A 12567-nucleotide genomic window follows, 5' to 3' on the forward strand; every position below is an offset into this window, starting at 1 on the left:
CTTCAATTTCCCGCTAAACTGACGACCGGAGATCCTAATGATAGTAATGTTACGGCAAATGTGAGGATCGCAGACCCCTTACTCGGCCCTTTGGAAAATATTAACGGCGCTTTTGTGTTGCCGCTGCTAGTAGGAAGTCCGGCCATTGATACTGGTACTGGTGCGGGCGCGCCGGCTGCTGATCAGCGCGGTGTGAGTCGCCCTCAAGATGGTGATAATAACGGAAGTGCGATCGTTGATATTGGCGCTTATGAATTTAACCCTACAGTCACGCCGACTCCAACTCCCACGCCGACTCCGACTCCCACCCCGACTCCCACTCCCACTCCGACTCCGACTCCCACACCGGAACCAACTCCGACGCCCACACCGGAACCAACTCCCACTCCCACACCGGAACCGACTCCCACTCCCACACCGGAACCAACTCCGACTCCCACACCGGAACCGACTCCCACGCCCACACCGGAACCGACACCAACTCCCACACCAACTCCGGCTTCGGATGATTGCCTACTCGATAGCCTCAACGCCCCGCAACTAGATTCGACCACCATCACCCCCAACCCCGTCCAACAAACTATCAACGGCGGCGACACTACCGATTTCATCATGGGCGGTGTCATCAACGACTCAATTAACGGACAAGCCGGCAACGATACTCTCTACGGTATGGGCGGCAATGACAACATTGACGGCGCAGCAGATAACGACTCAATCTTCGGCAATGAAGGCAGCGATTTCATCTCTGGCGACGCTGGCAACGATACCATCTACGCTGGCAAAGATAATGACACTGTTGTTGGTGGTGAGGGCGACGACTTGTTGAGGGGAGATCTCGGCAATGATACAGTTGCCGGCGGCGTTGGCAACGACAGCATTTTCGGTGGTAAAGAGGACGATATCTTGCTGGGTGAAGATGGTGACGACTACATTTTAGGCAACTTAGGAAATGACACAATTAATGCTGGAAACGGCAACGATATTGCCTTTGGCAATGAAGGTGGAGACCTGATTTTTGGCGAGGAGGGAAATGACACGCTTTACGGGGGCCAAGAAAACGGCAGTCTCGATGGCGGTGAGGGCAACGACTTGCTGTTCGGTGGCAATGAAAACGATGTGCTTTGTGGCGACATCGGTAACGATACCCTCTACGGCGGCAAAGGTAATGAGATTCTCAGCGGTGGCAGCGGTTCCGATTTCCTTTTCGGGGAGGTTGGGGACGATACTTTGACTGGTGGTTCGGGAAATGATGTATTTGTCCTCAGTCAAGGTGTGGGTAGCGACATCATTAATGACTTCCGCAAGGGAGAGGATTTAATTGGGTTAAATCCGGGTTTGAGTTTCAATCAACTCAGTATTAGTTCCAGCAACAATCAAACTTTGATTACTGTGACGGACACCAATCAATTGTTGGCGAAGCTTAACGGTATTACCCCCGGTATTCTCACCGCTAGCGATTTCATTACTCTGTAGTTATTATAATTAAATCCGGTTTGGCTATACCCTCAATCATTCTGCGTATCCTTCGGCGGTTGAAACCGCTACTAAACAAACGAAGTCCGCCTCTGCAGACTGAGAGATAAAGGGAGTAGTTAAACCGGATTTAGTATGATAGCATATTTCAATAAAAATTAGCCAAGCATGATAAATATCCTCTAATCTTCTAATGCTATAGCCACACATATAGTCTTTCTCAGAAAGATGAGGTACGACTGGGCATAGGGCATAGGGCATAGGGCATAGGGCATAGGGCATAGGGCATAGGGCATACCTCACTTTTTTGAGAACCGCTATATTAATCTATTAATCCTAATAAAGCGGACTGGATATTATTCCTTTTTAATACGATCGCACAAATGTCTATCCTCCTCCTTCACATCGGCATTGGTTCGCAGATAATCTCGCACGCGATCGCACGCATAAGCCAGTTCATCGAGTTTGAGAATGCGCTCCACATCCCATAAAATGACTGTGCGATCGTCCCCAGTGGAGACAATCTGTTTGCCATCGGGACTAAACGCCACCGCCAAAACATTCCCCTCATGTCCGGTGAGCGTGGTTATTTCCGTGCCGTCAATTTTCCAGAGTTTGACTGCGCCAGATGCGCCTCCCCCCACCAGCATTTCACCGTCTGGACTGAAATCGACCGCCATCATGCCTCTAGTATTTCCCTTGATGGTTTTGAGCAACGCGCCATCGATCGTCCAGAGTTTAATCGTGTCATCCATGCTCGCACTTGCCAAAGTCCGACCGTCTGGACTGATAGCAACTTCCCCAACTGCACTGCCATGACCTTTCAAAGTCTTGGAAAATTTACCGTCCAAGCTCCACAACCGAATTGTGCCATCTTCACTGGCGGAAACCAGCCTCTTTCCGTCGGGGGTAAAGTCCACATCGTAAACCCTAGCCTCATGACCTTTGAAAGTTTTCAGCAAAGTGCCGTCTTTGTTCCACAGTTTCACGGTTTTGTCCTCGCTTGCAGAAGCGAGTAGCTGACCGTCTGGACTGGCGGAGACATCCCAAACACTCGCCCCATGTCCTGTTATGGTTTTCAGCAGCGTCCCGTCAAACTGCCAGAGTTTGATCGTTTTATCTGTACCTGCGGAAGCGAGTACAGGCGGGATATCTTCTTTGGCCAAGTTCGCAGGAGAAACGAAACCAACCGAGTAAACGGGAGCCTTGTATCCCGAAAAAGACTTCAGCAACGTACCATCTCGCGCCCACAGTTTGAAGCTGCCATCCGAACTGGCTGAAGCTAACATCTGACCGTCCGGGCTGAAGTCCACATCCCAAATGACGCCGCTATGTCCGTACAGGACTTTCGAGAAAGGGTTTGTCGGCTTCCAGAGTCGGGCAGTATTGTCGTCGCTGACGGAGATAACGATTTGAGTATTGGGAATAAAGGTAACGTTGCGAATTCCAGATTGATGCCCTTTGAGGACTTTCAAAAGCGTCCCGTCCGGTTTCCAGAGGTTGATGGTTCCGTCGGCGCTGGCGGAAGCAATGACATCGCCTGAATTGCTGACGGCAATTTCCAACACTTCCGAACTGTGACCCCTGAGAGTGGACAGCAGCGTTCCGTCGAGTTGCCAGATTTTAACCGTGTTGTCAGCGCTGCCAGAGAGAATAGCGAGACGTTTTGTGCCGTCACTGTCTGCGAGGAAGGCGAACTTAACGTCCCAAACAGCACCCGCGTGCCCTTCGAGAGTTCTCACCAGTTTGCCGTCTAGAGTCCATACCTTGACCGTACCGTCGCTGCTGCTAGAGGCGAGCAGGTTTCCATCCGAACTGAAGGCAAGACCCCAAACCCCACCTTGATGTCCGCTTAGTGTCTCCAGCGGTTTGCCATTAAAGTCCCACAGGCGAATCGTGCTGTCTTCGCTGGCAGTGGCAATGCGATCGCCGCCGGGACTGACGGCCATATCCCATATCGCAGCGCTGTGTCCCTGAAAGGTTTTGAGGAGCTTGCCGTGCCGATCCCACAGATAAATGCTGCCGTTGAGACTGGATGTAACCAGGCGCTGGCTGTCGGGACTGAATTTAAGCCCGAAGACAGCAGCCGGATGTTGCAGGTTGTGAAGCAGCGCACCGTCCCGCTGCCACACCTTGACTGTTCGATCGCCGCCTCCGGTGGCGATGAGTTGGGCGTCTGGGCTGACATCAAGGCCCAGAACCAGGCTGGAATGCCCCGTCAGGCGATTGAATTCTGCCGTTCCGTAGATGGCCTGTTGCAGCACTTGTCGAACTTGCGATCGCAACTGGGGGTCCGAATTAGGGAGGCTGTCGAGCCTGCGTCTGCCTTTGATGGCAGTGACTAGGGCGTCTAATCGCTGTTGGGAGGCGAATTGCCCTGTGGAGGAGATGCTGAGGGCTTGAACTTCGCTGGTGGCGGCGCGGTAATATTGCCAGAGGGCGAAAATGGCGGATGCGATCGCAACTATCAGCAACCCGCTCAACGCTGCAATAAACTTGCGCTGTCGCTGTGCTGTCTTTCTTTCATAAGCTACGCGCTTGCGTTCTTCTACCAGTCGTGCTTCGACTTCTTTTACTCGTTCTGCTTCCAGTGCTTGCTGCATTTCCAACTTATCTAATTCACCAGAAGCGGCTAAAAATTGATAGTCCAAATCGCTCAAACTTTTACCTTGCGCCCAGGATTGAGCGTCTTTCAGCGCTTGTCCGCGCAACAGTCGCGATTGATCTTGTTGTTTGGCAGCGATCCAAGCATCAAATAGTTGGGAGTAAGGGCGCAGTTGCCCTAAGTGTTTGTCTACCCATTCTCTATTAAATACTTCTTGATAAATTCTGTTTTTTACCTGCAAATACCCATATTTTTTTACCACTAAACCCGATAGTAATAGTTCGATTTGATCTCGGCTGTCATCTGTTGGGACGGGCTGGCACGGGGGCACCGCCCCTACGCCTTGTAAAATTTGCTGGTAAATACCTAGCAATCTGCCAGCACGTTGTTCGTTGCGAAGGATGCGATCGCGAATTGTCTTTAAATGCTCAGGCTCATCTTGCGATTCCCATTGATTGATGATGTTTTCTCTCACCAGCGATTCCACAAAAAATTCCTCGGTTCCCGGTAGTATTTTTAAATCACCCCTGTGGGCTGACCCCGCCCTTTTTACTACTAATTCACATATTTTTTGCATTAAAAATGGCTGTCCTCCCGTCCAAACTAAGATTTCTTTGAGAACTGCTTGCGAATTATTGGCTATGACCTTTTCTAACCCTTTCGCTAATGGTTGCGCTTCTTCTAAGCTAAATCCTGACAAATCGATCGCTTGTCCGATATTAAAAGGTGTCCGATTTTTATCGGCGATTAAATCGCTGGGTGTAGCTACTCCGAAAATCGCGAAGGTAATTCGATTGTATTCTGGATTGATGGCTCTTTGGTTGTAACAATAACGAATCAAGGCGAAAAAATCATCTACGGGAAAATATAAACTTAAAATACTATCAATCTCATCGACAAATATAATAATTCGCTCCTCCGCAAATCCGGTTAATAAAATCTCTTCAATAAACTGACTCAATCTTTGCAGGAGAGAAACTTCTTCTTGTTCTTTCCACCAAGTTTTTAAATTAACTTGTCCTAATAAATTAAAGCTGCGCCACAAATCCCCAACGATTCCTTTGTACCATTGTAAAGGAGTAATGTTTTCGCTACCGATGCGGGTCATGTCGATCGCGCTGCATTGAAATCCTTCGGCTTGCAGTCGGTGCAGGGTGCGAACGAGGAGGGAAGATTTGCCCATCTGTCGGGAGTTGAGGACGTAGCAAAACTCGCCTCGTTTTAAGGCATCATAAAGTTCGATATCTGCTTGTCGTTCGACGTATGTAGGCGCATCAGTTGTGAGACTGCCGCCAATTTGGTAAGAGTAATCTTTCATAATTGATATTTAATTGTTTCGGATAATTTAGCGATCGCCCACTGCATCGCACAAATGTCTGTCCTCTTCCTTCACCTCGGCATTTGTTCGCAGATAATCTCGCACGCGATCGCACGCATAACCCAGTTCATCGAGTTTGAGAATCCGCTCTATATCCCATAAAATCAAAGTACGATCGTCCCCAACAGAAGCAATCTGTTTGCCATCGGGACTAAACGCCACCCCCCAAACGTTCCCTTCATGTCCAGTTAGCGTCGTTATTTCTGTCCCGTCGGTTTTCCAAAGTTTGAGTGCGCCAGTTGAGCCTCCCCCCACCAGCATTTGACCATCGGGACTGAAATCAAGTGCCATCATGCCTCTAGTATTTCCCTTGAGGGTTTTGAGCAACGTACCATCGATCGTCCAGAGTTTAATCGTGTCATCCCTGCTGGCAGTTGCCAAAGTGCGACCGTCGGGACTGATGGCAACTTCCCAAATCGGGCTGCGATGACCTTTTAGAGTCTTGGAAAACCTACCGTCAAGATTCCACAACCGAGCAGTGCTGTCGCTACTGCCTGAAACCAGCCTCTGTCCGTCAGGGGTAAAGTCCACATCGTAAACCCTAGCTTGATGCCCTGTGAAAGTTTTCAGCAAAGTGCCGTCTTTGTTCCACAGTTTCACGGTTTTATCGTTGCTAGCAGAAGCCATTAGCCGACCATCTGGACTTGGGGAGATATCCCAAACTCCAGCTTCATGACCTGTTATGGTTTTCAGCAGCGTCCCGTCGAACTGCCAGAATTTAATTGTTTTATCTTCACTAGCGGTAGCAAGGAAAGGTGCGATCGCCGGATTGGCACCAGAGAGGAAAGCAACGGAGTGAACGGCAGTCTCGTTTCCGGCAAAAGACTTCAGCAACGTGCCGTCTCGCGCCCACAGTTTGAAGCTGCCATCCGAACCGGCTGAGGTTAGCATTTGACCGTCCGGACTGAAATCCACATCCCAAATCGTGCCGCCATGTCCGTAAAGGACTTTCGAGAAGGGGTTTGTCGGGTTCCACAGTCGGGCGGTATTGTCGTCGCTAGCAGAGAGAACCATTTGACTGTTGGGAATAAAGGTCACGCCTCTAATTCCCGATTGATGCCCTTTGAGGACTTTCAACAGCGTCCCGTCCGGCTTCCAGAGGTTGATGGTTTGATCGGCGCTGGTGGAAGCAATCACATCGCCTGCTGTACTGATGGCGACTTCAAACACTTCCGAACTGTGACCGCTAAGAGTTCGTAGCAGAGTTCCGTCGGGTTGCCAGAGTTTGACAGTGTTGTCAGCGCTGGCAGAGATGATGGCGGGACGTTTGGTGCCGCTATTGTCGGCAATTAAAGCGAACTCAACGTCCCAAACGATGGCGCTGTGACCTTCCAGGGTTCTCACCAGTTCGCCGTCTAGAGTCCAAACCTTGACTGTATTATCTGTGCTGCTAGAGGCGAGGAGGTTTCCATCCGGGCTAAAGGCAACACCCCAAACTGCACCTTGATGTCCGCTCAGGGTTTTGAGCGGTTTGCCATTAAAGTCCCACAGGCGAATGGTGCTGTCTTCACTGGCGGAGGCGATGCGCTGACCGTCTGGACTCACGGCGATCGCCCAAATCGCAGTCTTGTGTCCCTGAAAGGTTTTGAGCAGTTTGCCTTCCCGACTCCACAGATAAATGTTGCCGTCCACGCTGGATGTTACCAGGCGCTGGCTGTCGGGACTAAAACGAAGGGCGTAGACGCTGCTGATCGTGTGTTGGAGAGTGTGCAGCAAGGTGCCATCCCGTTGCCAGATCTTGGCTGTTTGGTCGCCGCCTCCGGTGGCGATGAGTTGACCGTCTGGGCTGGCATCAACTGCCAGAACCGGGCTGGAATGCCCCAACAGGCGATTGAATTCTGCCGTTCCATAGATAGCTTGTTGCAGGACTTGTCGAACTTGAGATGGCAACTGGGGGCTGGAATTAGCTAGGCTATCGATCCTGCGTCTGGCTTTGATGGCGCTCACGAGGGCATCTAATCGCTGTTGGGAGGCGAATTGCCCTGCAGATGAGGAGGATAGAGCTTGAATTTCGCTGATGCGGGCTTGCTGCTCGCTGGTGATGGCGTAATGATATTGCCAAAGGGCGAGAATGCCAAAGGCGATCGCAACTATTAGCGCTCCGCTGAGCGCCCCAAGAAATCTTCGCTGCCGCTTCGCTGTCTCTTGCTCTAAAACTAACCGCTTGCGTTCTTCTGTGAGTCTGGCTTCAACTTCTCTGAGCCTCGCTGCTTCGAGTGCTTGCTGCACTTCCAGCCTGTCTAATTCACCAGAAGCGGCTAAAAAGTGATAATCCAAATCGCTCAAACTTTTTCCCTGGGCCCAGTAGGAAGCGTCTTTTAACGATTGTCCGCGCAACAATCGCGATTCATCGGTTTGTTTTGAAACGATCCAAGCGTTGAAAGCTTGGGAGTAAGGGCGCAGTTGCCCTAACTGTTTTTCTACCGATTCCAGGTTAAAGACTTCTTGATAAATCGGGTTTCTTACCTTCAACCAACCTTGTTGTTTTACTACCAAACCCGATAGCAGCAGTTCGATCTGCTCTCGACTATCATCGGCTTCAATTTCACTCCCTTGTAAGAGCTGCTGATAGATTCCTAAGCTACGTCCAGTGCGTTGCTCGTTGCGAATGAGGCGATCGCGGATTGTCTTTAAATGCTCGGGTTCATCTTGCGATTGCCATTTATTGATGATGTTTTCTCTCACCACCGATTCCACAAAAAATCCCTCGGTTCCCGGTGGTATTTTTAAATCACCACTGTGGGATGACCCCGCCCTTTTTACTACTAATTCACATATTTTTTGCGTTAAAAATGGCTGTCCTCCCGTCCAATCTAAGATTTCTTTGAGAACCGCCTGCGGATTGGCTATGACATTTTTTAACCCTTGCGCTAATGGTGCCGCTTCTTCTAAGCTAAATCCTGACAAATCGATCGCGACTCCGATATTAAAAGGTGTCCGATTTTTATCGGCGATTAAATCGCTGGGTGTAGCTACTCCGAAAATCGCGAAGGTAATGCGGGTATATTCTGGATTGATAGCTCGTTGGTTGTAACAATAACGAATCAAGGCGAAAAAGTCATCTACGGGAAAATCTAAGCTTAAAATACTATCAATCTCATCGACAAATATAATAATTCGCTCGTTGGGAAAGTTGACTAATAAAATTTCTTCTATAAATTGACTCAATCTTTGCAGGAGAGAAATTTCTTCTTGTTCTCGCCACCAGGTTTTTAAATTAACTTGTTTTAATAAGCGAAAGCCGCGCCACAAATCCCCAACGATTCCTTTGTACCACTGTAAGGGAGTAATGTTTTCGCTGCCGATGCGGGTCATGTCAATGGTACTGCATTGAAATCCTTCTGCTTGCAGTCGGTGCAGGGTGCGAACGAGAAGGGAAGATTTGCCCATTTGTCGGGAGTTGAGAATGTAGCAAAACTCGCCTTGTTTTAAGGCTTGATAAAGTTCGATATCTGCTTGTCGTTGGACGTATGTAGGTGCATCACTGGCGAGACTGCCACCAATTTGGTAAGAGTAATCTTTCATAATTGATATTTAATTGTTTCGGATAATTTAGCGATCGCCCACGGCATCGCACAAATGTCTGTCCTCCTCCTTCACATCGGCATTTGTCCGCAAATAATTTTCGACCCAATCGCATCCATACTGGAGGAAATCGAGCTGGAAAATTCGCTCTAGATTCCACACAATTGCTGTGGTATCCTGACTGGCTGAAGCGACTAACTTCCCATCAGGGCTAAATGTCACTCCGAACACCCCATCGCTATGTCCTTTTAAGGTTTCAAGCTCTTGACCATCGTCCTTCCAAAGTTTAACAGTGCCGTCAAAACTTGCTGAGGCGAGGGTCTTGCCATCGGGGCTAAATGCCACTGAGAATACCCCATTTTTGTGTCCCTTTAAAGCTCTAATTTCTGTACCATCCAACCGCCAAAGTCTCACCATGCTATCCATACCTGCTGAAGCGAGAGTCTTGCCGTCAGGGCTAAATGCCACTCCCGCCACCTGACGGCGATGGCTTGTTAAAGTGTGTAGAAGCTTGTAGCTGGATTTTCCAAATGCGATCGCATTATCCCACTGCCAAAGTTTGACAGTGCCGTCCACACTACCAGAGGCAATAACTTGTCCGTCGGGGCTAAATGCCACTCCGTTAATGTAATCGGTATGTCCTTTGAGAGTTGCCAATTGGGTGCCGTCAATCCTCCAGACTTTAACTGTTTTGTCCTCACCCACCGAGGCGAGTGACTGTCCATCTGGGTGGAAATCAACCGCGAAAACTCTACCTTGATGTCCCGTAAAAGTCTTGATTAAGGTTCCATCTATTCGCCACAATCGAACAGTGCCGTCATAACCACCTGTAGCAATCGTGTCTCCGTTTGGGCTGAAATCTACTCCGAAAACTTTATCAGATTGTTTTGGAAAAGTGCGAATTAAGCTACCATTAAGCCGCCAAAGTTTAACGGTATTGTCACGACTGGCGGTGGCAATTGTCTTACCATCAGGACTAAATTTTATGGTGTAAATTGATGCTTGATGTCCGTTAAGAGTCTTGAGCAAACTATCATCAAGCTTCCAGAGTGCGATCGGGCCATCCCAACTGGATGAGGCAAAGATTTGCCCGTCAGGACTCCAAGCCAATCCAGAGACGACATCCTTGGCGACTAGCAGGGTTTTTAGCAGAGTCCCGTCAAGCTGCCACAGTTTGACTGTTCTGTCTAGACTTGCCGAGGCAAGCACACCACCTTGAGGGTTAAAAGCGATTTTGGTCACGGAATCGCCGTGTCCAGTTAGGGTTTTGACTAAAGTTCCATCAAGGTTCCAAAGTTTGACCGTTTTATCCCAACTCGCCGAGGCGATAAAATTTCCTTGAGGGCTGAAGGCAACATTCTTGACTCTATCCGTATGCCCCGTGAGGGTTCCGATCAGTTTACCGTCTGTATTCCAGAGTTTGATGGTTTTATCTTTAGAAGCAGATGCAATGGTTTGACTGTCAGGGCTAAAGGCAACGCTGTCAACTTCATCTGTATGTCCGGTGAGAGTTCTCAGTAGCTTGCCGTCTGTACTCCAGAGTTTAATGGTTTTATCTTTAGAAGCGGAAGCAATAATCTGGTTGTTAGGAGCGATCGCGACTTGTGTAACGTTATTGGTATGTCCTTTTAAGGTTTGCCATAAGGTATAATTCGGCTTGACCTTGGTTGATTTTGTACTGTTTTTACGCCAAAGTTTAACTGTGTTATCTCCAGAAGCAGAAGCAATTAGATCGCCTCTGGGGTTAAATACGACTGCCACAACTGCATTGTTGTGCCCTTGAAGCATTCCTAGTTTTGTACCGTCTTTTTTCCAAATATCGATGGTTTTATCGGCAGAAGCTGAGGCTATGAGTTCCCCATCAGGACTGAATGTTACATCGTTTACCACATTGTTATGCCCCGATAAGTGATTATAGTCAACTGCTCCATAAACAGCTTGATGCAGAGCTTCTTTAACTGAGCGTTCGACCTCTGGGTCTACAGCACCTAACTTTTGCAGTTGTCGCTTTCCTCTGATCGCTTCTATTAATGCGTCTAATTTTTGATTTGAGGCGAATAGTGCTTCGGAAGATTTGGCGATCGCTTTGATCTCGCTGACAGCACTTTGCCGATACTGAAAATACACCGCTAGCCCCAAGGCACAGGCGATAATTAATGCTATACTTACTACAAAAAGCAAAAATCTTTGCCGCCTAGAACTTGTTTTCTCTACAGCTAATCTTTTTTGTTCTTCTGTTAGTCGGGCTTCAATTTCTTTAGCCCGTTCAGCTTCCAATCCTACCTGCATTTCTCTTCGGTCTAATTCTTCAGAAGCACCTAAAAACTGATAATCTAAGTCACTCAAACTTTTACCATGGGCCCAAGCTTGAGCATTTTTCAAGGCCTGTCCGCGCAACAGTCGGGATTTATCGGTCTGCTTGGAAGTTATCCAAGCATCAAAGGCTTGAGAGTATGGACGCAAGAAAGCGAGATTTTTTTCTACCCATTTTTTGTTAAATACTTCTTGATAAATGGGGTTTCTTACCTGTAAAAAACCCTGGTATTTTACTACCAAACCAGACAGCAATAGTTCTACCTGTTCTCGCGAGTCATCGGTGGGTACTTCCACTCCTTGTAAGATTTTTTGATAGATGCCTAGTAGTCTTCCAGCACGTTGCTCATTTCTCAGGATGCGATCGCGGATCGTCTTTAAATGCTCTGGCTCATCTTGAGATTCCCAATTTTGGATGATGTGCGCTCGCACCGCTGATTCCACAAAAAATCCCTCCGTTCCCGGTGGTATTTTTAAATCACCGCTGCGGAATTTTTTAGCATTTATTACCACCAATTCGCAGATTTTTTGAGTTAAAAATGGTTGTCCTGATGTCCAAGCTAAGATTTCTTTGATAACTGCTTGCGGATTGGTTATTACCTTTTCTAATCCTTGGGCTAATGGTTGTGCTTCCGACAAGCTAAATCCTTGCAAATCTATCCCTCGTCCGATATTAAAAGGAGTCCGATTTTTATCGGCGATTAAATCGCTGGGTGCAGCTACTCCGAAAATCGCGAAGGTAATCCGGTTGTATTCGGGATTGATAGATCTCTGGTTGTAACAATAACGAATCAAGGCAAAAAAATCATCAACTGGAAAATTGAGGCTGAGAATACTATCAATCTCATCGACAAATATAAAAATTCTGTTTTCTGGAAATTTGGTTAACAAAATGTCTTCGATGAAATAGCTCAATCTTTGCAAAAAGGAAACTTCTTCTTCTTGCCACCAGGTTTTTAAATTAACTTGTCCTACAAGATGGAAACTGCGCCACAAATCGCCAACGATTCCTTTGTACCACTGTAAAGGAGTAATGTTTTCGCTACCGATGCGCGTCATGTCAATGGTACTGCATTGAAATCCTTCTGCTTGCAGTCGGTGGAGGGTACGAACGAGAAGGGAAGATTTGCCCATTTGCCGGGAGTTGAGGACGTAGCAAAACTCGCCTCGTTTTAAGGCTTCATAAAGTTCGATATCTGCTTGTCTTTCAACATAAGTAGGTGCATCAGTTGTGAGACTGCCTCCAATTTGGTAAGAGTAATCTTTCATA

The 12567-nt window shown here is 48.0% G+C and carries 4 protein-coding genes; 1 reads left to right on the forward strand and 3 read right to left on the reverse strand.

Features of this window, described 5'->3' with window-relative positions:
* A partial coding sequence (locus tag QUB25_RS23960; protein ID WP_333186867.1) for a calcium-binding protein occupies nucleotides 1-1476 on the forward strand: 1476 nt, incomplete at its 5' end.
* Between the two features lie 356 nt (nucleotides 1477-1832).
* Here QUB25_RS23960 and QUB25_RS23965 read toward each other — a convergent pair.
* The 3 genes from QUB25_RS23965 to QUB25_RS23975 are packed head-to-tail and all read right to left on the reverse strand — an operon-like array spanning nucleotide 1833 to nucleotide 12566.
* The gene (locus QUB25_RS23965) at nucleotides 1833-5399 is read right to left on the reverse strand and encodes a WD40 domain-containing protein (RefSeq protein ID WP_333186871.1); all 3567 of its coding nucleotides are present in this window, start codon (nucleotides 5397-5399) and stop codon (nucleotides 1833-1835) included.
* A 27-nt stretch (nucleotides 5400-5426) separates the two neighbouring features.
* Nucleotides 5427-8984, reverse strand: coding sequence for an AAA-like domain-containing protein (locus tag QUB25_RS23970; protein ID WP_333186874.1), 3558 nt, complete (start codon nucleotides 8982-8984; stop codon nucleotides 5427-5429).
* A 27-nt stretch (nucleotides 8985-9011) separates the two neighbouring features.
* The gene (locus tag QUB25_RS23975) at nucleotides 9012-12566 is read right to left on the reverse strand and encodes a WD40 domain-containing protein (RefSeq protein WP_333186876.1); all 3555 of its coding nucleotides are present in this window, start codon (nucleotides 12564-12566) and stop codon (nucleotides 9012-9014) included.
* Between the last annotated feature and the right edge of the window lies 1 nt (nucleotide 12567).

It is taken from the genome of Microcoleus sp. B3-D7, assembly GCF_036705305.1.
In the GTDB taxonomy this organism is placed as follows: domain Bacteria; phylum Cyanobacteriota; class Cyanobacteriia; order Cyanobacteriales; family Microcoleaceae; genus Microcoleus.

Bases quoted from the DNA above. Each gene is read 5' to 3' on its own strand.
- QUB25_RS23965 (WP_333186871.1), bottom strand. From the start codon at position 5,399: ATGAAAGATTACTCTTACCAAATTGGCGGCAGTCTCACAACTGATGCG.
- QUB25_RS23970 (WP_333186874.1), bottom strand. From the start codon at position 8,984: ATGAAAGATTACTCTTACCAAATTGGTGGCAGTCTCGCCAGTGATGCA.
- QUB25_RS23975 (WP_333186876.1), bottom strand. From the start codon at position 12,566: ATGAAAGATTACTCTTACCAAATTGGAGGCAGTCTCACAACTGATGCA.